Annotated in this window: 23 protein-coding genes; 13 read left to right on the top strand and 10 right to left on the bottom strand. The window is 73.5% G+C overall.

Translation table 11 applies throughout. The features are described 5' to 3' along the window. Positions 1–56: 56 nt before the first annotated feature. Complete coding sequence (locus ACFYM2_RS21720) at positions 57–638, bottom strand: dihydrofolate reductase family protein (RefSeq protein ID WP_359008547.1); 582 nt, start codon at positions 636–638, stop codon at positions 57–59. A gap of 154 nt (positions 639–792) precedes the next feature. Between ACFYM2_RS21720 and ACFYM2_RS21715 the strand changes: the two genes are divergently transcribed. After that, a complete protein-coding gene (locus tag ACFYM2_RS21715) occupies positions 793–1,434 on the top strand; it encodes a response regulator transcription factor (RefSeq protein ID WP_359008545.1) in 642 nt (213 codons plus the stop codon). Positions 1,435–1,455: 21 nt separating this feature from the next. Here ACFYM2_RS21715 and ACFYM2_RS21710 read toward each other — a convergent pair whose 3' ends face one another. Both ACFYM2_RS21710 and ACFYM2_RS21705 read right to left on the bottom strand, forming a co-directional pair. After that, a complete protein-coding gene (locus ACFYM2_RS21710; RefSeq protein WP_388838340.1) occupies positions 1,456–2,895 on the bottom strand; it encodes an MFS transporter in 1,440 nt (479 codons plus the stop codon). A 436-nt stretch (positions 2,896–3,331) separates the two neighbouring features. Next, positions 3,332–4,519: a beta-ketoacyl synthase N-terminal-like domain-containing protein gene (locus ACFYM2_RS21705; protein ID WP_388838337.1), complete on the bottom strand. Its 1,188-nt coding sequence runs from the start codon at positions 4,517–4,519 to the stop codon at positions 3,332–3,334. Between the two features lie 331 nt (positions 4,520–4,850). On the opposite strand from ACFYM2_RS21705, the gene ACFYM2_RS21700 reads away from it, so the two are divergent. From ACFYM2_RS21700 to ACFYM2_RS21685, 4 genes are all read left to right on the top strand, one after another. Further along, entirely contained in the window at positions 4,851–5,444 is a 594-nt protein-coding gene (locus tag ACFYM2_RS21700) for a class I SAM-dependent methyltransferase (RefSeq protein WP_388838389.1), read from the top strand. An 89-nt stretch (positions 5,445–5,533) separates the two neighbouring features. Further along, positions 5,534–6,502 (top strand): N-acetylmuramoyl-L-alanine amidase, encoded by a 969-nt coding sequence (locus ACFYM2_RS21695; protein WP_388838334.1) that lies wholly within the window; start codon positions 5,534–5,536, stop codon positions 6,500–6,502. Positions 6,503–6,646: 144 nt separating this feature from the next. After that, entirely contained in the window at positions 6,647–7,504 is an 858-nt protein-coding gene (locus ACFYM2_RS21690; RefSeq protein ID WP_388457925.1) for a hypothetical protein, read from the top strand. Between the two features lie 114 nt (positions 7,505–7,618). Further along, complete coding sequence (locus ACFYM2_RS21685) at positions 7,619–8,629, top strand: LLM class F420-dependent oxidoreductase (RefSeq protein ID WP_388838331.1); 1,011 nt, start codon at positions 7,619–7,621, stop codon at positions 8,627–8,629. Between the two features lie 20 nt (positions 8,630–8,649). On the opposite strand, the gene ACFYM2_RS21680 is transcribed toward ACFYM2_RS21685, so the two are convergent. The 4 genes from ACFYM2_RS21680 to ACFYM2_RS21665 form a co-directional block, all read right to left on the bottom strand. Then, on the bottom strand, positions 8,650–9,219 hold the full coding sequence (locus ACFYM2_RS21680; protein WP_359006040.1) for a hypothetical protein: 570 nt from the start codon (positions 9,217–9,219) through the stop codon (positions 8,650–8,652). 97 nt (positions 9,220–9,316) lie between these two features. Continuing rightward, positions 9,317–10,393, bottom strand: coding sequence for a prenyltransferase (locus ACFYM2_RS21675; RefSeq protein WP_359006038.1), 1,077 nt, complete (start codon positions 10,391–10,393; stop codon positions 9,317–9,319). Continuing rightward, positions 10,390–11,145, bottom strand: a complete 756-nt coding sequence (locus ACFYM2_RS21670; protein ID WP_388457930.1) for a class I SAM-dependent methyltransferase — start codon at positions 11,143–11,145, stop codon at positions 10,390–10,392. Before ACFYM2_RS21670 ends, ACFYM2_RS21675 begins: the two co-directional genes overlap by 4 nt. Positions 11,146–11,266: 121 nt before the next feature. Further along, positions 11,267–12,589, bottom strand: coding sequence for a glycosyltransferase family 4 protein (locus ACFYM2_RS21665; RefSeq protein WP_359006034.1), 1,323 nt, complete (start codon positions 12,587–12,589; stop codon positions 11,267–11,269). 263 nt (positions 12,590–12,852) lie between these two features. Between ACFYM2_RS21665 and ACFYM2_RS21660 the strand changes: the two genes are divergently transcribed. Beyond that, positions 12,853–13,470, top strand: coding sequence for a TetR family transcriptional regulator (locus tag ACFYM2_RS21660; RefSeq protein WP_350230041.1), 618 nt, complete (start codon positions 12,853–12,855; stop codon positions 13,468–13,470). Positions 13,471–13,503: 33 nt separating this feature from the next. On the opposite strand, the gene ACFYM2_RS21655 is transcribed toward ACFYM2_RS21660, so the two are convergent. Both ACFYM2_RS21655 and ACFYM2_RS21650 read right to left on the bottom strand, forming a co-directional pair. Next, on the bottom strand, positions 13,504–13,737 hold the full coding sequence (locus tag ACFYM2_RS21655; protein WP_388838328.1) for a ferredoxin: 234 nt from the start codon (positions 13,735–13,737) through the stop codon (positions 13,504–13,506). Beyond that, the gene (locus ACFYM2_RS21650) at positions 13,737–15,197 is read right to left on the bottom strand and encodes an aldehyde dehydrogenase (protein WP_359006028.1); all 1,461 of its coding nucleotides are present in this window, start codon (positions 15,195–15,197) and stop codon (positions 13,737–13,739) included. The genes ACFYM2_RS21655 and ACFYM2_RS21650 overlap by 1 nt, the downstream gene beginning before the upstream one ends. 266 nt (positions 15,198–15,463) lie before the next feature. Between ACFYM2_RS21650 and ACFYM2_RS21645 the strand changes: the two genes are divergently transcribed. The 7 genes from ACFYM2_RS21645 to ACFYM2_RS21615 all read left to right on the top strand — a co-directional run bounded on the left by ACFYM2_RS21645 (position 15,464) and on the right by ACFYM2_RS21615 (position 23,840). After that, entirely contained in the window at positions 15,464–16,525 is a 1,062-nt protein-coding gene (locus ACFYM2_RS21645) for an MBL fold metallo-hydrolase (protein ID WP_388838325.1), read from the top strand. Between the two features lie 787 nt (positions 16,526–17,312). Continuing rightward, the gene (locus ACFYM2_RS21640) at positions 17,313–18,566 is read left to right on the top strand and encodes a prenyltransferase/squalene oxidase repeat-containing protein (protein ID WP_388838322.1); all 1,254 of its coding nucleotides are present in this window, start codon (positions 17,313–17,315) and stop codon (positions 18,564–18,566) included. Continuing rightward, positions 18,566–19,210, top strand: coding sequence for an SCO2322 family protein (locus tag ACFYM2_RS21635; protein WP_388838320.1), 645 nt, complete (start codon positions 18,566–18,568; stop codon positions 19,208–19,210). Before ACFYM2_RS21640 ends, ACFYM2_RS21635 begins: the two co-directional genes overlap by 1 nt. Before the next feature lie 192 nt (positions 19,211–19,402). Beyond that, on the top strand, positions 19,403–20,545 hold the full coding sequence (locus ACFYM2_RS21630) for an energy-coupling factor transporter transmembrane component T (RefSeq protein WP_388838386.1): 1,143 nt from the start codon (positions 19,403–19,405) through the stop codon (positions 20,543–20,545). Next, the gene (locus ACFYM2_RS21625) at positions 20,542–22,251 is read left to right on the top strand and encodes an ABC transporter ATP-binding protein (RefSeq protein ID WP_388838317.1); all 1,710 of its coding nucleotides are present in this window, start codon (positions 20,542–20,544) and stop codon (positions 22,249–22,251) included. Before ACFYM2_RS21630 ends, ACFYM2_RS21625 begins: the two co-directional genes overlap by 4 nt. Next, entirely contained in the window at positions 22,248–23,111 is an 864-nt protein-coding gene (locus tag ACFYM2_RS21620; RefSeq protein WP_359006010.1) for an ECF transporter S component, read from the top strand. Before ACFYM2_RS21625 ends, ACFYM2_RS21620 begins: the two co-directional genes overlap by 4 nt. 306 nt (positions 23,112–23,417) lie before the next feature. Continuing rightward, positions 23,418–23,840: a transglycosylase SLT domain-containing protein gene (locus ACFYM2_RS21615; protein WP_359006007.1), complete on the top strand. Its 423-nt coding sequence runs from the start codon at positions 23,418–23,420 to the stop codon at positions 23,838–23,840. On the opposite strand, the gene ACFYM2_RS21610 is transcribed toward ACFYM2_RS21615, so the two are convergent. Next, complete coding sequence (locus ACFYM2_RS21610; RefSeq protein WP_388838314.1) at positions 23,837–25,048, bottom strand: alpha/beta hydrolase; 1,212 nt, start codon at positions 25,046–25,048, stop codon at positions 23,837–23,839. The genes ACFYM2_RS21615 and ACFYM2_RS21610 overlap by 4 nt on opposite strands. Positions 25,049–25,506 lie beyond the last annotated feature (458 nt).

The following is a 25,506-nucleotide window of genomic DNA, read 5'->3' as shown; positions in this document are numbered from 1 at the left end:
GGCCGGCGTGCCGCCCCCTCGGCCGTGCGGGGTGGGTCCGGCCGTGCGGGGTGGGCTCAGCCGTGCAGGGTGGGGCGGTAGACGAGTTCCTGGATGCGGCCGTCGAGCGTACGGCTCTCGATCAGTTCGAGGTCGAAGTCGGCCGCGCCCCGGAAGACGGGGGCGTCCCCGGTCCGGCCGGTGATCACCGGGAAGAGCGTCACCTGGACGCGGTCGACCAGGCCGGCGGCCATCAGCGCCCGGTTCAGGGACAGGCTGCCGTGCGAGCGCAGCGGCACCGCGGACTCGCGCTTGAGCCGGGCGACGGCCTCGACGGCGTCGCCGCGCACGACCGTCGCGTCCGGCCAGTCCAGCGGTTCGCTCAGCGTGCTGGAGACCACCGTGGCCGGCATGTTCCGCATCCGCGCCACCCACGGGTCACGCACCCCGGACTCCTCGGTGCTCTCGGCCAGCATCCGCGCGAACTGCCGGTAGGTGGTCGCCCCGAACACCATCCGCTGCTCCTGGCCGAACAGGGCGAGCCGGTGCGCCAGCAGTTCGGGCCCCTGCTTGCCCCAGTACCCGCCCCAGTCGGCGCTGGTGACGCCGCCGAAGCCGTCGAGGCTGGAAAAGACGTCGAAGGTGTAGGTGACGGTCATGACGCGCGCTCCTTGATCGGGTGGGTGGTTGCCCCCCCACGACCAGACAGACCCCGCGCCGTCCCCAAACTCATCGCCGCCACGCCACGAGCCCCCGGGCGCGGCCCGGACCGGGCGGCGATGGCGACCGCGCCCGTGGCCGTAACCTGAGCCCATGGACGAGATGCCCCAGGACCACCGACCCGCCGCATCCGTGCGCGTTCTGCTCGCCGAGGACCAGGGCATGATGCGCGGCGCGCTCGCGCTGCTGCTCGGTCTTGAGGAGGACATGGAGGTCGTCGCACAGGTCTCGGCCGGCGACCAAATCGTCCCGCAGGCCCTGGTGTCGCGGCCGGACGTCGCGCTGCTCGACATCGAACTGCCGGGCAAGAGCGGTCTTGACGCGGCCGCCGAGCTGCGCGAGGAAGTGCCGGACTGCCGGGTGCTGATCCTCACCACGTTCGGCCGGCCCGGCTATCTGCGCCGGGCCATGGAGGCGGGCGCCGCGGGGTTCCTCGTGAAGGACGGGCCGGTGGAGGAACTGGCCGAGGCCATCCGCCGGGTGCTGCGCGGCGAGACCGTCATCGACCCGGCGCTCGCGGCCGCCGCCCTCAGCGCGGGCCCCAGCCCGCTGACCGCGCGCGAACGCGACGTCCTGAACGCGGCGGTGGACGGGGCGACGGTCAGCGACATCGCGGGCAAGCTGCACCTGTCGGAGTCGACGGTCCGCAACTACCTGTCCTCCGCCATCGGCAAGACCGGCACCCGCAACCGCATGGAGGCGGTACGGTCCGCCCGTCAGCAGGGCTGGCTCTGAGGCCCCGGCGTCAATCCGGCCTCAGCCCCGCCGGGCCGGGCCCGTCGCCCTCGGCAGCCACACCAGGCCGAGCGCCACGCTCGCCAGCAGGACGAAACCGCCGACCCGGAAGGCCAGGGCGTACCCGGCGGTCAGGTTCTCCGCGCTCTGGACCGCGCCGGTCCGGGACGCCGCGACCGTGGACAGCACCGCGAGGCCCAACGCGCCGCCCATCGTCCGGGACGTGTTGATCAGGCCCGACACCAGGCCCGCCTCACCCGGCGCCGCCCCCGAAGTGGCCAGTGAGGCAAGGGGAGTTGTGGCCAGTCCCGCGCCGGTCATCATCAGTACGCCCGGCACCAGGATGGAGAGCCAGTAGGGATCGTCGGCGCGCATCGTGGACTGCCAGCCGAACCCGGCCGCCGTCACCAGCATGCCGAGCACGGCCAGGTTCCGCGCCCCGGTCCACGGCATGAGGCGCGGGGCCAGCTTCGAGCCGAGGACGACGCTGAGCGAGCTGGGGATGAAGGCGAGGCCCGCGTCCAGGGGGGTGTAGCCGAGCACGTTCTGGGCGTACAGGGTCATCAGGAACCAGGTGCAGAACATCGCCGAACCGCACACGAACATCACGGCGTTGGCGCCCGAGACGGCCCGTAGCCCAAAGAGCCGCAGCGGCATCAGGGGCGCGGCGGTCCTGCGCTCCACGACGAGGAACGCGAGCAGCAGGCCGAGGCCGCCGAGCAGCGGGACCAGCGTCGCGGGCGCGCCCCAGCCCGACTCCTCGGTCTGCACGATGCCGTACGAGAGCGTCGCGAGCCCCGCCGTCACGAGGACCGCGCCCGGCAGGTCGAGCCGGTGGCGCTCGCGGGCCCGCGACTCGGTGACCCAGAGCACGGCGCCGAGCAGCACCAGCGCGCCGACGGGCACGTTGATGAGCAGCACCCAGCGCCAGGACAGGGCGTCGGTGAGCACGCCGCCCACGAGGCCGCCCGCCGCGCCGCCGCCCGCGCCGACCGCCGCCCAGGTGCCGATCGCCCGGGTGCGGGCGGCGCCCTCGGGGACGGCGGCGGTCAGGATGGTCAGGGTGGCCGGCGCGAGGACCGCCGCCCCGAGCCCCTGCGCGGCCCGCGCCGCGAGCAGCTGCCAGCCCTCCTGGGCGAGGCCGCCGCCGAGGCTGGCCAGCGTGAACAGGCCCAGGCCCACGAGGAACATCCGCTTGCGTCCGTACAGGTCGCCCGCGCGGCCGCCGAGCAGCATGAACCCGGCGAAGGCGATGGCGTACGCGTTGACCACCCATTGCAGGCCGCCCGCGCTCATGCCGAGGCCGGTGCGCATCGAGGGCAGGGCGACGTTGACGACGGACACGTCGAGCACGACGAGGAACTGCCCCGCACACGCGGCCGCGACGACCGGCCAGGTGCGGGGGGTTTTGGCGGGGGCGGCTATGTGGGTGTCACTGGAGGCGTGGGCCATGCGAGTCATGGTCGCACGGGGTTTCCCGTCCCGAAGGCTGCCCCGACCCCGCGCCTGGCAGGCTCCGCGCTGGCCCGCATGCGCATACCCAGCCAGTCCCTCGCGCCCCTGGCGGGGGCCGCGCTGGCCCGCAGCGGCAACCTCAGCCTGTCATGGGGGTCCCCCCTGGCCCTTAAGGCCTTGGGGGAGATTGAGGACGAGGCCGTTCAGGCCGAACGGGGTCTGGGGCGGAGCCCCAGGGACTCCGGCTGCCGACCGTGCGTGGCTGAGCGCGCAGTTCCCCGCGCCCCTGGCGGGGTCGGTACTGGCCCGCATGGGCATACCCAGCCTGCCCCCGCGCCCCTGGCGGGGTCGGTACTGGCCCGCATGGGCACACCCCGCCTGCCCCCGCGCCCCTGGCCGGGTCGTGCCGGCCCGCGTGGAAACCTTCGCCCGCACGTGGGGGTCAGCGGCGCAGGAGCGTGACCACTGCCGCGCCGCCGAGGCCTATGTTGTGCGCGAGACCCACCCGCGCGCCCTCGACCTGCCGCGCCCCCGCGACCCCCCGCAGCTGCCACACCAGCTCCGCCACCTGCGCGAGTCCCGTCGCCCCCAGCGGGTGGCCCTTGGAGATCAGGCCGCCGGACGGGTTGACCACCCACCGGCCGCCGTACGTCGTCGCCCCGGACTCCACCAGCTTCCCCGACTCCCCCGGCGCGCACATCCCCAACGCCTCGTACGTCAAGAGCTCGTTGATCGAGAAGCAGTCGTGCAGCTCGATGACGTCGACGTCGTCGATCCCGAGCCCCGCCCGCTCCAGCGCCCTCCGCCCCGCCTCCCGCGACATCGGCGCCCCCACCGCGTCGACGCAGCTGCCCGACGCGAACGACTCCTCGGTGTCGGTCGTCATGGCCTGGCCGGCCAGCTCGACCGCCCTGTCGCCGAGCCCGCGCCGCTCCACGAACCGCTCCGACACGACGACCGCCGCCGCCGCGCCGTCGGACGTCGGGGAGCACTGGAGCTTGGTCAGCGGCCGGTGGATGGTCTTCGCGGCCAGCACCTCCTCGACCGTGTACGCGTCCTGGAACTGCGCGTTGGGGTTGTGCACGGAGTGGCGGTGGTTCTTGGCGCCCACCGCGGCGAGCTGCGCCGGGGTCGTCCCGTACCGCTCCATGTGCTCGCGCGCCGCGTTGCCGAAGATCTGCGCGGTGGGCGGCGTCGTCTCGAAGCCGTGGCGGGCCGCCATGACCCCGTAGTGCCGGGCCACCGGCGAGGTCGCGAAGTCGCCGCCGTCGGAGCCCCCGCCGAGCGCGCCCCGCTTCATCTTCTCGAAGCCGATCGCGAGGACGCAGTCGCTGACGCCGCCCTCGACGAACTGCCGCGCCAGCATCAGCGCGCTCGCCCCGGTCGCGCAGTTGTTGTTGACGTTGTAGACGGGCACGCCGGTCAACCCCAGTTCGTACACGGCCCGTTGACCGGCCGTCGAGGCCTGGAAGCAGTAGCCGACGGGGACCTGTTCCACCGCGCCGTAGTCGATCCCCGCGTCCGCGAGCGCCGCGCCCCCCGCCTCCTTCACCATGTCCCAGTACTGCCAGTCGCGGGACTGCGGCTTCTCGAACCTGGTCATGCCGACACCGACGACGTAACTCTTCATCGCCCTCTTCATCGCACTGTTCACGGCAGCGGGACCCTTCAGTCTCGGGGGCGGGCCGAGGACGCCCTCGGCGACGGCATGGAGCTGGATCCGGAACGGCGCAAGAGTAGAACACGTTTCAATCTGATGGAAGGTCAGGTGACCGGAAGCCCGGCACCCCGGCGCGGTCCGCCCCGCCCGCCCCGCCCGCCCGGCGCCCCCCGCCCGCCGGGCAACCCCCGCGCGGCGTACGGCACCATGGAGCGCCCATACACCCCACACCCCAAGGAGCCCGGCCGTGGCCACTCCCAAGCCGCAGATCCTGGCCGCCTTCGAGGCGGCCAAGGGCTTCATGCCCGTACGGGAAGGACTGGCGCTGTACGCGGCCGCGACCGCCGCCGGGGCGCTCGGCCTTCCCCTCCTGGAGGTCGGCACCTACTGCGGGCGCTCCACGATCCTGCTCGCCGAGGCGGCCCGCGAGTGCGGCACGCTCGCCGTCACCGTCGACCACCACCGAGGCAGCGAGGAGCAGCAGCCGGGCTGGGACTACCACGACCCGACCGTGGTGGACCCCGAGGTGGGCCGGATGGACACGCTGCCCACCTTCCGGCGGACCCTGCACGCGGCGGGCCTCGAGGACCACGTGATCGCGGTGGTCGGGCACTCCCCGCAGGCGGCCCGGGTGTGGGGCGGGCGGCTCGGCCTCGTCTTCATCGACGGCGGCCACACCGACGAGCACGCGAGCGCCGACTACGAGGGCTGGGCGCCCAAGCTCGCCGAGGGCGGCCTGCTTGTCATCCACGACGTCTTCCCCGACCCGGTGGACGAGTTCACCGGCCAGGCCCCCTACCGCGTCTATCTGCGGGCCCTGGAGTCCGGCGCGTTCACCGAGGTCTCGGCGACCGACTCGCTGCGGGTCCTGCGCCGGACGTCCGCCGCGCTGTGACACGGGGCCCGCGACGGCGCGGGCGGGCGTGACACTTCGGGGTGTCGCGTGCCCGGGCCGGGCGGGGTGGCCCGGCTAGCATCGCGTGCGTGTCGTACGACAGCGAGTCATCGAATCCGGACAGCCGGTCGCGCCGCGTGCGCCGCCGGGCCCTCATCGCCCTCGCGGCGTTCGCGCCGGCCGCCCTGGCGGGCTGGCTCGGGTGGCAGGCGATCGGCGCCGCCGGCGGCCGGGACGACAAGCCCGCCAGGGCGCTGCCCCTGCCCAGCCGCACCGAGCAGTCCGCGCGCCCCGGGACCGGCACCGCGACCCTGACGGTCACGGGCACCCCGCGCCCCGCCTCCCCAAGCCCCTCCGCCCCGCCGCAGGGCGGACCGGGCGCCGGGCCGCTCGCCGGGAAGACGGTCGTCATCGACCCCGGTCACAATCCGAATAATTTCCGGCATACAAAAGAGATCAATGAGCCGGTGGACATCGGAACGAACAAGAAGGAATGCGACACCACCGGCACCGAGACCAACGACGGTTATACGGAAGCCGAGTTCACCCTCGATGTGGCGCACCGGATCAGGACGATCCTCGAAAAGCAGGGCGCGAAGGTCGTGTTCACCTACGACAACGACCGGACATTCGGGCCGTGTGTGGACGAGCGGGCCAGGATCGGCAATCAGGCCAAGGCGGACGCCGCCGTATCGGTGCACGCGGACGGCGCGGCCGAGGGCCAGCGCGGCTTTCACGTCATCCTGCCCGCGAAGGTGAAGGGCGGGGCCGCCGACACCGCGCCCATCGTGGGTCCCTCGCGTGAACTCGGTGTGCGGATCGCGGGGAAGTTCGCCCAGGACACGGGCATGAACGCCTCCAACTACGTGGGCGACGGCACCGCTCTCGACGTGCGCAGCGACCTCGGCGGGCTCAACTTGTCGACCGTTCCGAAGGTGTTCATCGAGTGCGGCAACATGCGTGATTCCCGGGATTCGGCGCTTCTCAAGAGCGCGGACTGGCACCAGAAGGCCGCGCAGGGGATCGCCGACGGCATTATGGCGTTCCTGGCCGGGTAGGCTCCCGACCCGCCGTACGGCCCGCGGATCCAGACGATAGATTCTTCCGCACAGGGGGAACCACCTAGAGCTTCACGCCGTGTGCACGTACACCGGCGGCAGCGATGACCGCCCCGACGAGACGACACAAAAGAGGACTTTTACGTGAACATCCGCTCCCTCACACGAGGCGACGGCGTGGTGATCGGTGCAGCGGTGTTGCTGTTCATCGCCTCGTTCCTGCATCTTTCGTCCGCGTCGAGTTGCAACGAGCTGTCCTGCGCGCGCGTCGACGAGGCGAATGCTTGGGATGCGCTCCCGCAGTTGATGAGCATCTTCCTCGCGGGCATCATCGGCGCGGTGCTGGTCGTCGTCGGCCGCTCGCTGCCGCAGCCCAAGAAGGTCGCCGGCCTGGACCTCACGCAGTTCGGCGTGGCGTTCACCGTCTTCGCCGCGTGGACCACGTTCTGGACGATCATCGACGCGCGCGACTCGGGCGCCGGCATGATCCTCGGCCTCATCGCCACGCTGGTGCTCGCTGCGGCCGCCGTGGCCTCGCCGCTGGTCGGCGCCCTGAAGGCGCCGCTCATGGGCACCCCGAGCCCGGCCGCCCCGCAGGGGTACGGATACCCGGGCGCGGCCCAGCCCGCAGGCGGCTACGGCTACCCCGGCGCCGCCCAGCAGCCCTACGGCGCCCACCCCGGCGACCCGAGCCTCGGCGGCCAGCCGGGTGCCCAGGCCCAGCCGTACGGCGCGCAGACCCCGGCCGCCGAACCGGCCAAGGACACCCAGGCACAGCCCGCCGCCGCCGGCGCCCCGGCCGGTGACTTCGCCCCGTTCTGGTTCGCGGTCCCCGTCGCCCGCCCGCTGTACGCGGAGGACGGCTCGCCGACCCCGATCGCCGAGCTCGCCCCCGGCACCTGGTACCTGGCGGTCGACCAGCGCGGTCCCGGCCTGGTCGCCCAGACGCAGGACGGCCGCCGCGGCGTCCTTCAGGACACCACCGGCATCCAGCGCGGCTGATCCGCCCGCACCGCTCCACGACGGCCCCCCGCCCCTTCCGGGCGGGGGGCCGTTGCCCTACAGTCCCCTGACGGCCCGTCAGGTTCGGGCGCCCGGACACGGGAGGGGACGCGCATGCGCCTGGGACTCGCACTGGGCTACTGGGGGCGCGGGCCCAACCCCGCCCACCTCGAACTGGCCCGCGCGGCCGAGGAGTTGGGCTACCACTCGGTGTGGACGGCGGAGGCCTGGGGCTCGGACGCCTTCACCCCGCTGACCTGGATCGCCGCGCACACCTCCCGCATCCGCCTCGGCACCGCCGTCGCGCAGATGGCGGCCCGCACCCCCACCGCGACCGCCATGCACGCCCTGACCCTCGACCACCTCTCGGGCGGCCGGATGATGCTGGGCCTCGGGCTCTCGGGGCCACAGGTCGTCGAGGGCTGGTACGGGCGCCCCTTCCCCGCGAGCCCGCTCACCGCGACCCGCGAGTACGTCGACATCGTCCGCCAGGTGCTGCGCCGCGAGGGGCCGGTGGAGCTGGCGGGCCGCTTCCACACCCACCCCTACGCCGGCGCGAACGGCACGGGCCTCGGCAGGCCCCTGCGGGCCATCACCCACCCCCTGCGCCCGGACCTGCCCGTACTCCTGGGCGCCGAGGGCCCCAAGAACGTCGCCCAGACCACCCGCATCGCGGACGGCTGGCTCCCGCTGTACTGGTCGCCGACCCGCACCGAGGCGTACGCCGACGCCCTCGCGGGGCTGCGCGAGGGCTTCATGGTGGCCCCTCTGGTGCGGGCCCAGGTGTGCGACGACATCGCCGACGGGCTGCTCCCGGTCAAGGCGATGCTGGGTTTCTACATCGGCGGCATGGGCCACGCCACCCGCAACTTCCACGCCGATCTGATGGCGCGCATGGGGTACGAGGAGGCGGCGCGCCGCGTGCGGGAGCTGTTCCTCGCCGGCCGCCGCGAGGAAGCGGTCGCGGCCGTGCCGGACGCGTTCGCCGACGAGATCTCCCTGGTGGGGCCCCGTCAACGCATAGCGGAGCGGCTGGAGTTGTGGCGCCAGGGCCCGGTGACGGACCTCCTGGTCACCTCACCGGACCCCTTGACGCTCCGCACGCTCGCGGAGCTGAACGCCTAGCCGCGCCGCTCAGCGGCCGCTCAGCCGCCGCTGAGCTGACCGGCCGACGGCACCTGGTCCTTGACCGGCGCGCCCGCCTTCTGGCCCGCGCCCTTGACGCTGTCGATCACGTTCTGGAACATGCCGACGTCCTGGTCGTTCGCGTCGCCCTTGCGCAGCTTGCCGCCCAGGTTCTTGAGCGAGTCGATGCCCGAGCTGAGGGGCGCGACGGCCTTGGAGAGCAGCGGGTCGCCCTTGGCGTTCTCGGACGCGGCCTTCAGCCGGTTGTACGTGAACGCGCCGGCCAGGCCCGCCTTGACGAGGGCGAACGTACGGCCCTTGGCGCCCTTCTTGAACTTGCCGGCCTTGTACGGCTTGACGATCCACTGGTAGGCGGCGCCCGCCGCGAGTCCGGCGTTGGCGACGAAGCGCGTCTTGGCGAGCTTCTGCCGCTCGGCCGACGCGCTCGGCGACGGGGCGCTCTCGGCCGCGGCGAGCGCGGCGCTCTGGGTGGAGCTGGTCGCTCCGCCGCAGGCGGTCGTCGGCACCAGAACGGCGCAGGACAGGACGACCGCCACGATTATGCGGCGGATGGGGAAGGTAGTGGGCACGATGACCTCCGGGGATGTTCGGCCTCCCCGGCAGCCTCACCCGCACCGCCGCACTGCGCCACCCGGGCGACTCCGTACGGGTCGTCCCAGACACCCCCTAGACGCAGCAGGACGGCGCCAGGCCCCTGGGGAGCCGGTCGCCGCCGAAGACGGCTCCGGTCGCCTCGTCGCCGCCGAGCGCCGCCACCGCGAGCAGCAGCGACCCCGCCGTCCACGTCGTCAGCTCCTCCGGCCACACCGCGCGGTCGCCCTCGAAGACGTACCCCGTCCAGTACATGCCCGTCGCCCCGTCCCGCAGGTGCTGGATGGACTGGAGGACGTCCAGGGCGCGGTCGGACTCCCCCATCGCCCACAGCGCGAGCGCCAGTTCGCAGCTCTCGCCGCCGGTGACCCAGGGGTTGGGCAGCACACAGCGCACGCCGAGCCCCGGCACCACGAAGTCGTCCCACAGCGACTCGATGCGGGCCTTGGCGTCGGCGCCGGTGAGCGCGCCGCCGAGGACGGGGTAGTACCAGTCCATCGAGTAGCGGGACTTGTCGAGGAAGCGCTCGGGGTGGCGCTGGATGGCGTGGGCGAGCGCGCCGGTGGCCAACTCCCAGTCGGGCTGCGGCTCTTCGAGCTGGTCGGCGATGGCCAGCGCGCAGCGCAGCGCGTGGTGCACGGAGGAGCTGCCGGTGAGCAGCGCGTCGGTGACGGCGCTGCCGTCCTCCTCGCGCTTCCAGCCGATCTGTCCGCCGCTCTGCTGAAGGGCCAGGACCCACTCGACGGCGCCCAGCACGACGGGCCACATCCGGTCGAGGAAGGCGTCGTCGCCGGTGGCGAGGTAGTGGTGCCAGACGCCGACGGCGATGTAGGCGACGAAGTTGGACTCACGGCCGTGGTCGGTGACCTTGTCGTGGGCGCCGTCGTGGTAGGCGGCGTACCAGGAGCCGTCCGCGTTCTGGTGGCGGGCCAGCCAGTCGTAGGCGCGCTCGGCGGCGGCGTGTTCGCCCGCCGCGTCCAGCGCCATCGCGGCCTCGGTGTGGTCCCAGGGGTCCAGGTGGTGGCCGCGGAACCAGGGGATGGCGCCGTCGGCGCGCTGCGCCGCGAGCAGCGCCGCGACCGTCTGGCGCGCCTCGGCCGCGGTGAGCACCCCGGGCAGCACGAGGTGTTCGGTGCGCTCCGGAGAGGTCACTTGGCGGCGCTCTCTTCCGCGAGCACGGGCAGGTGCGGCTTGGTCGCGTACGCCACGAAGCTCTTGCCGACGACCGGGTTGAGCGCCCGCTCGGCGAGCCGGGTCAGGGTGCTGATGCCCGGGGTCTTCATGATGTCCCAGACCAGGAGCTGGTGGTACGCCTTGACCGGCAGCGCCTTGTCGTTGTCCACGCCGAAGGCGCACTTGAGCCACCAGTAGGGCGAGTGCAGCGCGTGCGCGTGGTGGCTGCCGTACGGCTTGAGACCGGCCTGCTTCATCTTGGCGACGAGCTCGTCGGCCTTGTAGATGCGGATGTGGCCGCCCTCGACCTCGTGGTAGGCGTCGGACAGCGCCCAGCACACCTTCTCGGGCCCGTAGCGCGGCACGGTCACCGCGATGCGGCCGCCGGGCCTGAGGACGCGGACCATCTCGGCGAGCACGCCCTTGTCGTCGGGGATGTGCTCCATGACCTCGGAGATGATCACGACGTCGAAGGACTCGTCGGGGAAGGGCAGGTTCAGCGCGTCGCCCTCCATCGCGGTGGCGGTGGCGCCCTGGGGTGCCTCGCCCGCCTCCTTCATCGCCGCGAACCACTTGGCGACCTCGCGGATCTCCTCGCCGTTCTGGTCGAGGGCCACGACCTGGGCGCCGCGCCGGTAGCACTCGAAGGCGTGCCGGCCCGCGCCGCAGCCCAGGTCGAGCACGCGGTCGCCCGGGGCGAGCGGGAAGCGGGAGAAGTCGACGGTCAGCACGGATGCCTGCTTTCGCGGACGGGGGGATGGGGTCGGGCGTGGTCTTGGGGGCGCCGCGTCACCAGGCACCCCCCTGGGCCGCGGCGGCCGGACGCCGGGCGTCCGGCGCTCGCGCTCCGGGTCACCTGGCCGCCTTCCGGGCCGGGCGGCCCTGGGCGGCGATGGCCTCGCGGTAGAGCCGGGCCGTGCCCTCGGCGGCGCGGGCCCAGGTGAACCGCTCCAGGACGCGTTCGCGGCCCGCCGCGCCGAGCCTGGCCCGCAGCTCCGCGTCGCCGAGCAGCCGCGTGAGTCCGGCGGCCAGCGCGCCGGCATCGCCGGGCGGCACCGCGAGGCAGGTCTCGCCGTCGGGGCCCGCGACCTCGGGGATGGCGCCGCCGGTCGTGGCGAGCAGCGGGGTGGCGGTGGCCATGGCCTCGGCGGCGGGCAGCGAGAAGCCCTCGTACAGCGACGGTACGCAGGCGACCTGCGCCGAGCGTACGAGGTCGACGAGTTCGGCGTCGGTGATGCCCTTGACGAACGCGACGGCGTCGGCGAGCCCGTACTTCTCGATGGCCTGGGCGACCGGTCCGTCCTCGGCGCGTTTGCCGACGACGACGAGGTGGGCGTCAAGGCGCTCGGCGCGCACCTTGGCCAGGGCTTCGACGAGGAAGACCAGGCCCTTGAGGGGGACGTCCGCGCTCGATGTGGTCACGATGCGGCCGGGCACCTCGGCGACGGCGGGATCGGGCGACCACAGGGTGGTGTCCGCGCCGATGTGCACGACCTCGATGCGGTCCTCGCGGACCCCGAGGTGGTCGACGATCTCACCCTTGGAGGTGCCGGAGACGGTGAGCACGGAGGGCAGCCGGCGGGCGACCCGCTTCTGCATGTGCGTGAAGCCGTACCAGCGGCGCACCGAGGCGCGGCGCTTCCAGTCGGGGGCCGCGTCCAGTTCGAGCCTGCGGTCGACGGTGATGGGGTGGTGGATCGTGGTGACCAGGGGCGCGCCGAGGTCGCCGAGCAGGCCGTAGCCGAGGGTCTGGTTGTCGTGCACGACGTCGAACTCGCCCCGGCGTCCGGCCAGATGGCGCCGGGCGCGCAGCGAGAACGTCAGCGGCTCGGGAAAGCCGCCGGTGCGCATGGTGGCGACTTCCAGGTGGTCGATCCAGTCCCGGTACTCCTCCCGCGCCGGGGTGCGGAAGGGGTCGGGCGAGCGGTAGAGGTCCATGCTGGCGAGCTCGGTGAGCCGGACGCCCTCGTCGAGCACGGGGTAGGGCTGGGCGCCGATGACCTCGACGTGGTGGCCGAGCCGGGCCAGTTCGCGCGAGAGGTGACGCACGTAGACGCCCTGGCCGCCGCAGAACGGGTTCCCCTTGTAGGTCAGGAGCGCGATGCGCAGCGGGCGTTCGTCCGCGCGGTCGGCGTCCCCGGTGCGGGGGCTTGCTTCTATGGCCTCAGCGGTCACTCGCGGCCCCCTTCATCACTGCGTTTCGCCGGAGCGTAACCGCTCGCGCTAATCTAGAACAAGTTCCAGACTTGATCCTTCTTGAGCGTGCTTTGATCACTCAAGGAGCATCGAATCTACCGGCAGGTAGTGCGACTGTAAGGGCCGGATCAGGTGATTCGCGCCACCACGGGGCCCCTGCCATGCTGGGCCGCCGAAGACCGTGGCAGAGAACGCCGGAGAAGCCGGAGAAGCCGGAGAAGCCGACAAACGGAACGGTACATATGACAGCGGAAGTCAAGGCGGCCACCTCGGCCTCCCCTGCCCTGACCGAACGCCAGGAGGCCCGGCGCCGCCGCATCCTGCACGCGAGCGCCCAGCTGGCCGGCCGGGGCGGCTTCGACGCGGTGCAGATGCGCGAGGTGGCCGAGGCCGCGGGGGTCGCGCTCGGCACCTTGTACCGCTACTTCCCTTCCAAGATCCACCTGCTGGTCGCCACGATGCAGGACCAGTTGCAGCACCTGCACGGCACGCTGCGCAAGCATCCGCCGTCCGGTGCCGGTTCGGCCGAGCGGGTGGCCGAAACCCTCATGCGGGCCTTCCGCGCGCTCCAGCGCGAGCCGCATCTGGCGGACGCGATGGTGCGGGCGCTCACCTTCGCGGACCGCTCGGTCAGCCCCGAGGTGGACACGGTCTCGCGACAGACCACGGCGATCATCCTCGACGCGATGGGGCTCGACCGGCCGAGCCCGGAGCAGCTTTCCGCCGTCCGGGTCATCGAGCACACCTGGCACTCGGCCCTGATCACCTGGCTCTCGGGCCGGGCCTCCATCGCACAAGTCAAGATCGACATCGAAACGGTCTGCAAACTGATCGACATCACCGCCCCGCCGAGCCCCTGACCGGCTGCCGGAGCCGCCCGGGGTCGCCGGGACTCACTCCTCGGGCGGGAAGACGCTCGCGCCGGTGCCGAGCAGAGTGACCGAAATGGCCTCCACCGGGCAGCCCTCGGCGGCGGCCAGGACGTGCTCGTCGGCGTCGGAGTCGGGCGTACGGGGATGGGACTGGCGCGCGGCGTCGAGCCGGAAGCCGTCCGGGGCGTGATGGAGGCACATGCCGGAGCCGATGCACACGCTCCGGTCGACCTCGACGTGCCAACGGTCGCCCATCACGCGCCCCCGTGCCCGGCCGGCAGATGGATCATCTTGTGCTCCAGGTACTCCCCGAAGCCCTCGGGCCCGAACTCCCGCCCCAGACCTGAGGACTTGTAGCCGCCGAAGGGGCCGAGCATGTCGAGGCTGAAGGTGTTGACGTTGAAGGTGCCGGTGCGCACCCGGCGCCCGAAGTCGATGCCGTGCTCCACGTCGGCGGTCCACACGCTGCCGCTGAGCCCGTACGCGGAATCGTTGGCGATCCGCAGCGCCTCGGCCTCGTCCTCGTACGGCAGCAGACAGATCACCGGCCCGAAGATCTCCTCGCGGGCCACGCGCATCGTGTTGTCGACCTCGCCGAAGAGCGTCGGCTCGACGTACCAGCCCCGGTCGAGCCCGGCGGGGCGGCCGCCGCCCGCGAGGATCTTGGCGCCCTCCTCCTGGCCGATGCGGATGTAGTCGAGCGAGCGGCGGCGCTGGCGCTCGGCGACCAGCGGCCCGACCTGGGTGGCCGGGTCCATCGGGTCCCCGACGACCAGCGCGTTCGCGGCGGCGGCGAATGCCTCGGCGTACTCGTCGTAGCGGGCGCGCGGCGCGAGGACGCGCGTCTGGGCCACGCAGGCCTGCCCGTTGTTCATCCAGGCGGCGGGGACGACACCGGCGACGGCCGCCTCCGGATCCGCGTCCGGCAGGATCACCGCGGCCGACTTGCCGCCGAGCTCCAGGGTGACCCGGGTCAGGTGGCGCGCGGCCACCTCCATCACGCGCTTGCCGGCGGCGACGGACCCGGTGAAGGCCACCTTGTCGACGCCGGGGTGCCCGACCAGGTACTCGCTGACCTCGCGGTCGGCGGGCAGGATGGACAGGACGCCCTCGGGCAGCCCGGCCCCGGCGGCGATCTCGCCCAGGATGTAGGCGTCCAGCGGCGTCTCGGGCGACGGCTTGAGGATCACCGAGCAGCCGGTGAGCAGCGCCGGGGCGAGCTTGGCGGCGGCCACGAACTGGGGCACGTTCCACGGCACCACGGCCGCCACGACACCGACCGGCTCACGCCGCACCAGGAGCGGGCCGAGCGCGCCCGTTCGCCTTTCCTCGTACGGGAATTGACGGGCGACGGTGATGGCCGAGTCCCACACCATCATCGCGCCGAGCGCCTGGGCGAGCACGCTCCAGGAGTACGGCGAGCCGTTCTGCGCGCTGATCGTCCGGGCGATCTCCTCGTGCCGCGCGAGGATCGCGTCCTTGATCCGCGCCACCACCTCGATGCGCTCCTCGGGTGTGGCCCGCGCCCAGGGTCCCGACTCGAACGCCGTGCGCGCGGCGGCGACGGCCCGGTCCACGTCGGCCGGCGAGGCGTGCGGGACGCGGCCGATGACCTCCTCGGTGTGCGGCGAAATGACCTCGATGACGCCGGAGCCGAGGGGGTCGGTCAACTCCCCGCCGATGAAGAGCTGTCGGTGTTCCACGAGTTCGGTCATGACCTGGTGCCTCCCGGGACCTGACGCTGTTTCAGAACTGATACCAGTTCCTGTTGCAGGAGTCCACGGCGGGGGCGGGGGCGCGGGGCGTTTGCGGATGTTTCGGCGTCGGCGGGCTGACGATGCGTCAGTTCTCGTTATAGTGACGGCGGGACGGCGAGATGTTGAGGCGTTGAGGCGTTGAGGCGTTGAGGCGTTGAGGCGTTGAGAGCGTGATACGTGCGGTCGGCCGTACGTCCGCAGGACACCGAGGAGACGAGGACTCCATGTCGCAGGAGCCGGCCGCGCCTCAGGTGACCGACCACGGGGGCGGCGTCCACTCCATCAAGGTGCCGATACCGGACAACCCGCTGGGCCACACCCTGGTCCACCTCCTCGACACCGACCGGGGTCCGGTCCTTGTCGACACCGGGTGGGACGATCCCACGTCCTGGGACACCCTCACGGCCGGGCTGCGCGCGCTCGGTACGGAGGTCGGCGACGTCCACGGCGTGGTCATCACCCATCACCACCCCGACCACCACGGGCTCTCCGGCCGGGTCAGGGAGGCGTCCGGGGCCTGGATCGCGATGCACGCCGCCGACGCGGCCGTCGTACGCCGCACCCGGGCGTCCGAACCCGGGCTCTGGCTCACCTATCTCTGCGCCAAGCTCGCGGCCGCCGGGGCGCCCGAGGAACACCTCGCTCCCCTGCGGGAGGCCCGCGCGTCCGGGCGCACGGGGACCCTGCCGGGGCTGCGGGCGGCGCTGCCCGACCGCGAGATCGCGCCCGGCGAGCTGCTGCCGCTGGCCGGGCGCCGGCTCCGCGCGATCTGGACGCCCGGGCACACGCCCGGTCACGTCTGCCTCCACCTGGAGGAGGCGCATCCGTCCCAACTCCCCGGTAACGGCCGCTTGTTCAGCGGCGACCACCTGCTCCCCGGCATCACGCCGCACATCGGTCTGTACGAGGACCCCGACGACGCCGCCTGCACCGATCCGCTGGGCGACTATCTCGACTCCCTCGAACGGGTCGGGCGGCTCGGGGTCGCGGAGGTGCTGCCCGCGCACCAGCATCCCTTCACGGGCGCGCGGGCTCGGGTGGCCGAGTTGCTGGCCCACCACGAGGACCGCCTCAACGGGCTGCTCGCCCTGCTGTCCACGCCGCTCACGCCGTGGCAACTGGCCGAGCGCATGGAGTGGAACCGGCCCTGGGAGCAGATTCCGTACGGGTCGCGCACGATTGCCGTCTCCGAGGCGGAGGCGCATGTGCGGCGGCTGGAGAAAACGGGCCGCATCGAACGACTCGCCCCCCTGGATGCGAGTCCCATCCAGTACCGGTCCCTGTAGCCCGTCCCGCACCCGTCCCCCTGGGGCTCCGCCCCAGACCCCGTTCGCGCTGAACGCGCTCGTCCTCAATCGCCGGACGGGCTGGGTATGTGCACACGGGCCAGCACGGACCCCGCCACGGGCACGGCGACAGGCCGAGGATGCCCGCGCCGGCCAGCACCGGACACTCAGGGGCGCGGGGAACTGCGCGACCAGCCACCCACGGCCCGCAGCCGGGACTCCTGGGGCTCCGCCCCAGACCCCGCGCGCGCCTAAAGGGCGCTCGTCCTCAAACGCCGGACGGGCTGGGGTATGCGTATGCGGGCCAGCACGGCCCCCGCCAGGGGCGCGGAGACACGCTGAGGTTGCCTGTGCGGGCCAGCACGGACCCCGCCACGGGCACGGCGACAGGCCGAGGATGCCCGCGCCGGCCAGCACCGGATACTCAGGGGCGCGGGGAACTGCGCGACCAGCCACCCACGGCCCGCAGCCGTGAGCGGGCCGGGTTTCGGTCAGGGGCCCGGGCCCCTGAACCCCCGCTACTGAACCCCACCGGTAAGGTGGACGCGTCGTCGTCATGCCCGTACGGGGGGAACCCGGCGCGACCCCGGCGCCGCCCCTTCCCCAGGGCTCTCGGCTCCGTGAACCACCCCCACCGGGGGCAGGCCGGAATGCCCCGTCACCGCATGACCGGCTCACCGTCACCCGCACACCGCAGGTGACCCGCACCGTCGAGGTACACGGAGCCGGAGCCGGGTGCAGCGTGCGCCCGTGCCCGTGCTCCCCCGCAGGAGAGGCACCGCCCGCCATGACCGTACGCCGCCGCGCCACAGCAGTCGCCGCAGCATTCGCCGCAGCCACCGCCGCCATCGGCGCAGCCGCCCCGGCCGCCTTCGCCGACGGCACGCCGCCCCCCGCCGCGATCCCGCCGGGCCTGTACGGCACGAAGGACCCCCAGTTCGACGGGGTCTTCCGGCAGTCACTCGCCTTCCTGGCCCAGGAGAAGGCCGCCGTCACCCCCGCCGACCAGGCCATCGCCTGGCTCGCCGGGCAGCAGTGCGCCGACGGCTCCTTCATGTCCTTCCGCGCCGACCCCGCCAAGGCGTGCGACCCGGCCAAGCTGGACACCAACGCCACCTCCGCCGCCGTGCAGGCACTCGTCGCGGTCGGCGGCCACACCGACGCCGTCAAGAAGAGCGTCACCTGGCTGAAGTCCGTGCAGCAGGACGACGGTGGCTGGCCGTACACGCCCGGCATGGGCGGCAGCGACGCCAACTCCACCGCGATCGTGATCGGCGCCCTCGCCGCCGCCGGCGAGAAGCCCGCCGACGTGAAGTCCGCCAAGGGCGGCAAGTCCCCCTTCGACGCGCTGCTCACCTTCGCGCTGCCCTGCGACGACCCCACCGGCGCGGGCGCCTTCGCCTTCCAGCCCGACCCCAAGACGCAGAAGCTGTACGCCAACGCCGACGCGACCGCCGCAGCCGTGACCGGCTCGCTCGGCAAGGGCCTCGCCGCCACCGCCGGCGCCGCCGACACCAAGGGCGCCGCCTGCGAGAAGGCCGCCACCCCCGAGCAGGGCGCGCACAACGGCGCCGCCTACCTCGCCAGGACGCTGGCACCCACCGGATTCCTGAAGTCCGCGATGCCGGGCGCCACCGACCAGCCCGACTACGGCAACACCGCCGACGCGGTCGTCGCCCTCGCCGCCGCCGGCCTGCCCGACCAGGCCAAGAAGTCCGCCGACTGGCTCGCCAAGAACGCCACCGCCTGGGCCAAGGACAACGGCCCGGCCGCCTACGCCCAGCTCGTCTTCGCCGCCGACGCGGCCGGCGCCGACCCGAAGAACTTCGGCGGCACCGACCTCGTCAAGGCCCTCAACGCCACCGGCCCCGCGCCCAAGGCGGCCGCGTCCTCCTCGGCCCCGGCCGACGAGACCAAGAAGAAGGACGACGAGAAGAAGGACGACGGCATCTCCATCTGGTGGATCGTGGGCGTCGGCCTGCTCGCCGGCATCGGCGTCGGCTTCCTGATCAGCGGCCGCAAGAAGAACCAGCGACTCTGATGCGTACGCGACTCGCTTCCCTGGCCGCGCTGCTCCTCACGCTGGTGGCGCTGACCGCCGGCACGGGCCAGGCTCAGGCCGCCGGGTACCGGTACTGGTCCTACTGGGACCTGGCGGGCGACGCCTGGACGTACGCCACCCAGGGCCCGGCGTCCGCGCACCCCGGCGACGGCGCGGTGGAGGGTTTCCGCTTCGCGGTGAGCGCGGACTCCCAGGACGCCACCAAGCCGCGTTCCGCGCCGTCCTTCGAGGCGGTGTGCGGCTCGACGCCGACCAAGGACAACACCAAGCGGGTCGCGCTCGTCATCGACTTCGGTACGCCGCAGGACGCCGCGCGGGGCGAGACCCCGCCCGCGCCGCGCACCGCCTGCGCCCAGGTCGCCCCGGACGCCACCACGGCGGACGCGCTCGCGGCCGTCGCCAAGCCGCTGCGCTACAACAGCGCGGCCCTGCTGTGCGCGATCAACGGCTACCCGCGCGCGGGCTGCGGCGAGCAGGTGGGCGACACGGCCCCCGCGCCAAAACCCGCCGCGAAGGACAACGCCGGCGGCGGCCCCTCGGTCGGCCTGCTCACCGGCGCGGCCGCGGTCGTGGCCCTGGCGGGCGCGGCGATCTGGCAGTCCCGCCGCCGCCGCGGGAACTGACGCGGCATGCCCCCCAACCCCCCGGGCCTCCCCCATCCCGCCGTCCCCCCGCCGGCCTCGGACGACCAGTCGCAGGCGCCGACGGTGAGCGCGCCCCACGGGGCAGGCGGCGACGAGGGCCCGCCCGGGACCCGGCCGCTGACCACCCCGGCCGGGACCCGGCCCTCGACCACCCCGGCCAGGACGCGGCCCCTGACCACCCCGGCCGGGCCCCGACGCGTACCCAAGGTCCCGGCCCTGGGGCTCGCCCCGCCCTCCGCGTCCCGGAGCAACGCCGTGCACCCCGGCGCCTGGTGGCTCTGGGCGCTCGGTCTCGCCACCGCCGCGTCCCGCACGAACAACCCCCTCCTGCTCGGCCTCCTCGTCGGCGTCGCCGGCTACGTCGTGGCCGCCCGCAAGACCGACGCCCCCTGGGCCCGCTCCTACACCGCGTTCCTCAAGATCGGCCTGTTCGTCGTCGGCGTACGCCTCGCCTTCAACCTGGTCCTCGGCTCGCCGGTCCCCGGCAGCCACACCCTGTTCACGCTGCCCGAACTCCCGCTCCCCGCCTGGGCTAAGGGCATCCGCGTCGGCGGCCGGGTCACCGCCGAGGGCATGCTCTTCGCCCTGTACGACGGCGTACGCCTGGCCACTCTGCTGATCTGCGTCGGCGCGGCGAACGCCCTCGCCAACCCCGCCCGCCTCCTCAAGTCACTGCCCGGCGCCCTGTACGAGGCCGGCGTCGCGGTCGTCGTCGCGATGACGTTCGCGCCGAACATGGTCGCCGACGTCGTACGCCTGCGGACCGCGCGCAGACTGCGCGGCCGCCCCACCGGCGGCATCAAGGCGATCGCCCAGATCGGCCTGCCCGTGCTCGAAGGCGCCCTGGAACGCTCCGTCGCCGTCGCCGCCTCCATGGACGCCCGTGGCTACGGCCGCAGCGCCGAGGTCCCCGTCCCCGTACGCCACACCACCACCGCCCTGACCCTGGGCGGCCTGCTCGGCGTGTGCGTCGGTACGTACGGGCTGCTCGGTTCACAGGGCGCCACCTACGGCGTCCCGGTCCTGGTCGCCGGACTGCTGGCCTGCCTCGCCGGACTGCGCTTGGGCGGCCGCCGCCAGATCCGCACCCGCTACCGCCCCGACCGCTGGGGCGCACGCTCCCTGCTCGTGGCCGGATCGGGCGTCGCCGTCGCCGCGCTGACGCTCTGGGCGGGTACGTACGCCTCCGAGGCCCTGACCGTCGGCGTCGTCCCGCTGACCGCGCCGGGCCTGCCGCTGTGGCCCGCGCTGTCCCTGCTCGCCGGCCTGCTCCCCGCCTTCGTCGCACCCGTACCTCCCAAGGAGTCCACGTGATCCGGTTCGAGAACGTGTCGGTCACCTACGACTCCGCCGCGCAGCCGACCGTCCAAGGGGTCGAACTGACCGTCCCCGAAGGGGAGTTGGTGCTCCTCGTCGGACCGTCCGGGGTCGGCAAGTCGACCCTGCTCGGTACCGTCTGCGGCCTCGTCCCGCACTTCACCGGCGGCACCCTGCGCGGCCGGGTCACCGTGGACGGCCGCGACACCCGCACCCACAAGCCGCGCGAACTCGCCGACGTGGTCGGCACGGTGGGCCAGGATCCGCTGGCGCACTTCGTCACCGACACCGTCGAGGACGAACTGGCCTACGGAATGGAGTCGTTGGGCCTGGCTCCCGCCGTGATGCGCCGCCGGGTGGAGGAGACCCTTGACCTGCTGGGCCTCGCGGAGCTGCGCGACCGCCCGATCGCCACGCTCTCGGGCGGCCAGCAGCAGCGCGTCGCGATCGGCTCGGTGCTCACGCCGCACCCGAAGGTCCTGGTCCTCGACGAGCCGACGTCGGCGCTCGACCCTGCGGCGGCCGAGGATGTCCTGGCGGTCCTGCAACGCCTTGTGCACGACCTGGGCACGACGGTCCTGCTGGCCGAGCACCGCCTGGAACGGGTGGTCCAGTACGCCGACCAGGTCATCCTGCTCCCCGCCCCCGGCGCCCCGCCGGTCATGGGCGCACCCGGCGACATCATGAAGATCTCCCCGGTCCACCCGCCGGTGGTGGCCCTCGGCCAACTGGCTCGCTGGTCCCCGCTCCCCCTGTCGGTGCGGGACGCCCGCCGCCTGGCCGCCCCCCTGCGCGAGCGGCTGTCCGCCCACACCCCCGGCGGGCGACCCCCACTGCCGCACGCATCGGGAGCGGCCCCCCTCCCGGGCGGCGCCGGGCGGCCCGCCCCCGCCGCGCCGAGGCGGACCCTGGCCACGCTGTTCCGGCGGCCCCCGCACACCGCTGCCCGGACCGCCGTGGCCACCGTCACCGCGCTCGCCGTGCGCCGCGCCCGCGTGGAGGCCCTGCGCCAGGTGGACCTCACCGTCGCCCCTGGCGAGACCATCGCCCTGATGGGACGCAACGGCGCGGGCAAGTCCACCCTGCTCAACACCCTCATCGGCATGATCGAGCCCACCTCGGGATCGGTCACCGTGGGCGGCCGCACCCCCCACCGCACCCCGCCGCGCGACCTGATCCGCGAGGTCGGCCTCGTACCGCAGGAGCCGCGCGACCTGCTGTACGCCAACACGGTGGCCGCGGAGTGCGCCGCCGCCGACGAGGACGCGGGGGCCGCCCCGGGAAGCTGCCGGGACCTGGTCCGCGAGCTGCTTCCCGGCGTGGCCGACGACACCCACCCCCGCGACCTGTCCGAGGGCCAGCGCCTGGCCCTGGCCCTCGCACTCGTGCTGACCGGCCGGCCGCCCCTGCTCCTCCTGGACGAGCCGACCCGGGGCCTCGACTACGCGGCGAAGGGCCGCCTGGTCACGGTGCTGCGCGCGCTCGCCGCCGAGGGGCACGCCATCGTCCTGGCCACCCATGACGTGGAGCTGGCGGCCGAACTCGCCCACCGGGTCGTGATCCTCGCGGGCGGTGAGGTCGTCGCGGACGGCCCGACCGCCGAGGTGGTCCTCTCCTCGCCCGCCTTCGCCCCCCAGGTCGCCAAGATCCTCGCCCCGCAGCACTGGCTGACCGTCCCGCAGGTACGCGAGGCGCTGGCATGACCCGCGTCACAGGGCCCGCGCGGCGGCCTCGCGCCACCGGCGCGACCGCGTCCGCCCGCGCCGCCCGCCCCGTCCGCCTCGGCCCGCGCGCGGTCGTGGCCCTCTGCCTCATCACCCTCATCGGCGTCGCCGCCTTCGGCTGGCCCCTGCTCGCCGACGCGGGCGCCGGGCTCGCGCACGCGCGGGACACCCCCTGGCTCTTCGCCGCGCTGCTCCCGCTCCTGGTGGGTGTGGTGGTCGCCACCATCGCCGACGGCGGCCTGGACGCCAAGGCGGTGGCGATGCTCGGGGTGCTCGCCGCCGTGGGCGCGGCGCTGCGCCCGCTCGGCGCGGGCACGGCCGGTCTGGAGCCGATGTTCTTCCTGATGGTGCTGAGCGGCCGGGTGCTCGGCCCGGGCTTCGGCTTCGTCCTCGGCTCGGTGACGATGTTCGCCTCGGCCCTGCTGACCGGCGGGGTCGGCCCGTGGATGCCGTTCCAGATGCTGGCGATGGGCTGGTTCACGATGGGCGCGGGCCTGCTCCCCGGCCCGCACCGGCTGCGCGGCCGCGCCGAGATCGCGCTGCTCGCCCTGTACGGCGCGCTCGCCTCGTTCGCGTACGGCACGGTCATGAACCTCCAGGGCTGGACGTTCATCGGCGGCATGTCATCGGGCATCTCCTTCCACCCCGGTGCCGCGCTCCAGGACAACCTGCTGCGCTTTTTCGCGTACTGCGCGGCCACCTCGCTCGGCTGGGACCTGGGCCGGGCCGCGCTCACCGTGGTCCTGACGGTGGCGCTCGGCACGACGGTCCTCAAGGCGCTGAGGCGGGCCACGCGGCGCGCCGCCTTCGAGGCCCAGGTCACATTCGAGGGCTCATAAGGGTCCCGTGAGGGTGAGGCCCCCCACAGGGCCTTGGTCCTCTACGAGCGGACTTAGTGGGCCCACGCCATGATCCAAAGGCCCCCCGATACCCGCCCTGAGCTGGCCTTTCCCCTCCCTCGCACGGTGGGGGGCGTTGCGCCCCGGGTGCGACTCCCACTAGTAACCGGGGTCGTTGCGGCCGCCCCCCGGGGCCAGCTACAACTGTTCGAGTCGCCGGAACCGCCCGGTCCGCTCACCGGGCCGACTCCTTACGGGTTCCCCCGCCGTCGAAGTCCTCGAGACGTCCGGCTGAGCGCGACGACCATGTCCCCGAAGTTAGGTTTCGTGTTGTCTTTCGCCGCCCGTTTCACCGCTCGTAAGAAGTCCATCGCCGCCGCCGGCGCCACTGTGCTCGCCGCCGCCGGTGTCGCCATGGCCGCCGTCCCGGCCCAGGCCGCACCGTCGAGCGCCCAGGCGATCGCGCAGAAGATGATGCCGGCCGGGCAGTTCCAGTGCTTCAGCAAGATCGTGAACCACGAGTCCGGCTGGAACCCGTCCGCCACCAACTCCTCCTCCGGCGCCTACGGCCTGGTCCAGGCCCTGCCCGGTTCGAAGATGGCCTCCGCCGGTGCCGACTGGAAGTCCAACCCGGCCACCCAGATCAAGTGGGGCCTGAACTACATGAACGAGCGCTACGGCAGCCCGTGTGGCGCGTGGAACTTCTGGCAGCAGAACAGCTGGTACTAAGCCCTGCCGGCAACGGAGTCGAAGAGCCGCACGATCGCCGGCGCCGACTTCATGAAGGCCCCGTCGTGGCCGACCGCTCCCTGGTCGGTCACCGGGGCCTTCTTGCCGTGTGCGGCCAACTGCCGCGCGCAGCTGAGCGTGTTGCCCATCGGTACGTCGGTGTCGCCGCTCGCGGTGTAGAGCCGGACCGGCACGTCGGGCTTCCAGTCGCAGCTGTGGTCGTTGACGCGCATGGCGTCCAGCAGCGGGCCCCTGGGGTGCTGGAGGCTCGCGTAGAACTCCGGCGTGAGCATGTCCTTGACCGTGCCGGGCAGGGCCGCGAGCACGTCCTCGGTGGTGTGGCGGCTGTCGAAGAGGCCGTCGACGACACCGGCGTACGGCGCGCGGAAGACCTTGGCCGGGTCGGTGTAGATGGGGTGCAGCCGGTTCTGCGCGGTGAGCCAGTACGCCATGTACAGCACCCCGCTGGTGTCGTTGACCCGTCCGTCGAAGAGCGCGGGCATCTCCTGCCCCTCGATGTCGTACGGTCCGGACACCGGCGCGAGTGCCTTCAGCCGGAAGTGGGCGTCGTCACCCTGGCCCAGCGCCCGGCCGAGCGCCATGGCGACCTGGCCGCCCTGCGAGAACCCGGTCCCGTACACGTCCCCGGTCAGCGGGCGACCCAGCTCGCGCGCGGCGGTGCGGGTGGCGCGCAGCATGTCGAGCGAGGCGGACACGGCGGAGGCGGTGTCCATGTACGGATGCCGGCCGGGCCCCTCGCCGAGGCCCAGGTAGTCCGGCGCGGCGACGGCCCGGCCGGCCGCGGCGTGCAGATAGGGCGAGAGCCGTCCGTCGTCCTCGCTCGCGGAGGGCGCGTAGTCCCGGTCGACCATGGTCCCGTGGGTGTCGGCGACGAGGTCGAGCGGGGTGTGGCGCCCGTCGTCGGGCAGCACGAGCAGGCCGGTGGCGGTGGTGCGGGTGCCCTGCGGGGTGATGGTGCGGTAGGTGAGCCGGTATCCGCGTACGCCGTGGTGGACGTCGGCGCCCTCGATGCCCGCCGCCTTCAGGAAGTCGGAGACCTGGGTGGGGGTGCGGGTGGCTACGGCCTCCACGGACAGGAGGTCGCCCCGCTGGGGGGTGGGGTGGGCCTGGGCGGCCGGGGCGTATGCCCCAACGGCCCCTGCGAGCACGGTGGTTACGGCGGCTACGCGAAGGCGTGTGCTGTTCATGCCCCGACCGTAACCAGCCCGGCCCCGGGGCCCCATCCGACCACCCCCCGCCCCCCGGGTTCCCCCAAACCCACCCCGAGGTAGGGCTACCCCCACCATCCCCCCCCCACGCCCCGGGCAGGGTGCGTGCTGGCCCACACCGGCAACCTCAGCCCGTCCGGCGATTGAGGACGGGTCTGGGGCGGAGCCCCAGGGGCCCCGGCTGCGGACCGTGCGTGGCTGAGCGCGCAGTTCCCCGCGCCCCTGGCAGGGCTGGTGCCGGCCCGCGCGCATCCCTGCACCCCTGGCAGGGTCCGTGCTGGCCCGCACATGCATGGTCAGCCCGTCCGGCGATTGAGGACGAGCGCCCTTTAGGCGCGATCGGGGTCTGGGGCGGAGCCCCAGGGAGCTCGGCTGCGGACCCCGGTCGCTCCTCGCGCAGTTCCCCGCGCCCCCTGGCAGGGTCGATGCTGGCCCGC

The sequence above is a fragment of the Streptomyces sp. NPDC006711 genome (assembly GCF_042869775.1).
Taxonomy (GTDB): domain Bacteria; phylum Actinomycetota; class Actinomycetes; order Streptomycetales; family Streptomycetaceae; genus Streptomyces.
The sequence above is the reverse complement of the archived record's forward strand: the minus strand, read 5'-3'. Positions and strand labels throughout refer to the sequence as shown.

Excerpts from the sequence above, each read along its gene's own strand:
- ACFYM2_RS21620 (WP_359006010.1), top strand. The coding sequence starts at position 22,248 with ATGACCCGCGTCACAGGGCCCGCGCGGCGGCCTCGCGCCACCGGCGCG.
- ACFYM2_RS21655 (WP_388838328.1), bottom strand. The coding sequence starts at position 13,737 with ATGGGCGACCGTTGGCACGTCGAGGTCGACCGGAGCGTGTGCATCGGC.
- ACFYM2_RS21720 (WP_359008547.1), bottom strand. The coding sequence starts at position 638 with ATGACCGTCACCTACACCTTCGACGTCTTTTCCAGCCTCGACGGCTTC.
- ACFYM2_RS21710 (WP_388838340.1), bottom strand. The coding sequence starts at position 2,895 with ATGACTCGCATGGCCCACGCCTCCAGTGACACCCACATAGCCGCCCCC.
- ACFYM2_RS21640 (WP_388838322.1), top strand. The coding sequence starts at position 17,313 with ATGACCGTACGCCGCCGCGCCACAGCAGTCGCCGCAGCATTCGCCGCA.
- ACFYM2_RS21715 (WP_359008545.1), top strand. The coding sequence starts at position 793 with ATGGACGAGATGCCCCAGGACCACCGACCCGCCGCATCCGTGCGCGTT.
- ACFYM2_RS21650 (WP_359006028.1), bottom strand. The coding sequence starts at position 15,197 with ATGACCGAACTCGTGGAACACCGACAGCTCTTCATCGGCGGGGAGTTG.
- ACFYM2_RS21645 (WP_388838325.1), top strand. The coding sequence starts at position 15,464 with ATGTCGCAGGAGCCGGCCGCGCCTCAGGTGACCGACCACGGGGGCGGC.
- ACFYM2_RS21685 (WP_388838331.1), top strand. The coding sequence starts at position 7,619 with ATGCGCCTGGGACTCGCACTGGGCTACTGGGGGCGCGGGCCCAACCCC.
- ACFYM2_RS21700 (WP_388838389.1), top strand. The coding sequence starts at position 4,851 with ATGCCCGTACGGGAAGGACTGGCGCTGTACGCGGCCGCGACCGCCGCC.
- ACFYM2_RS21615 (WP_359006007.1), top strand. The coding sequence starts at position 23,418 with ATGTCCCCGAAGTTAGGTTTCGTGTTGTCTTTCGCCGCCCGTTTCACC.
- ACFYM2_RS21660 (WP_350230041.1), top strand. The coding sequence starts at position 12,853 with ATGACAGCGGAAGTCAAGGCGGCCACCTCGGCCTCCCCTGCCCTGACC.
- ACFYM2_RS21705 (WP_388838337.1), bottom strand. The coding sequence starts at position 4,519 with ATGAAGAGTTACGTCGTCGGTGTCGGCATGACCAGGTTCGAGAAGCCG.
- ACFYM2_RS21610 (WP_388838314.1), bottom strand. The coding sequence starts at position 25,048 with ATGAACAGCACACGCCTTCGCGTAGCCGCCGTAACCACCGTGCTCGCA.
- ACFYM2_RS21635 (WP_388838320.1), top strand. The coding sequence starts at position 18,566 with ATGCGTACGCGACTCGCTTCCCTGGCCGCGCTGCTCCTCACGCTGGTG.